1 protein-coding gene is annotated in these 210 nt (G+C 62.4%); it reads right to left on the reverse strand.

Features of this window, described 5'->3' with window-relative positions:
* A partial coding sequence (locus tag AACP56_RS18010) for a TonB-dependent receptor plug domain-containing protein (RefSeq protein ID WP_339339122.1) occupies nucleotides 1–210 on the reverse strand: 210 nt, incomplete at both ends.

The following is a 210-nucleotide window of genomic DNA, read 5'->3' on the forward strand; positions in this document are numbered from 1 at the left end:
ACCATTGAGCGTTCCCACACCGCGTATCACGATACCTGGCGAAGAGCCGGGTCCTTGGGAGGATGTGAACTGCACCCCCGTGGCCTTACCTTCAATGGCGGCAATGGGCGAGGTCACGTTCCGGATGGCAAGCTCCTCTGCGCCCACAACGGTCGCGGAGCCCGTGAAGGCCTCCTTGGTGGAGGTACCATAGGCGGTCACGATGACCTC

It is taken from the genome of Croceitalea sp. MTPC6 (assembly GCF_036985525.1).
Classification (GTDB): domain Bacteria; phylum Bacteroidota; class Bacteroidia; order Flavobacteriales; family Flavobacteriaceae; genus Croceitalea.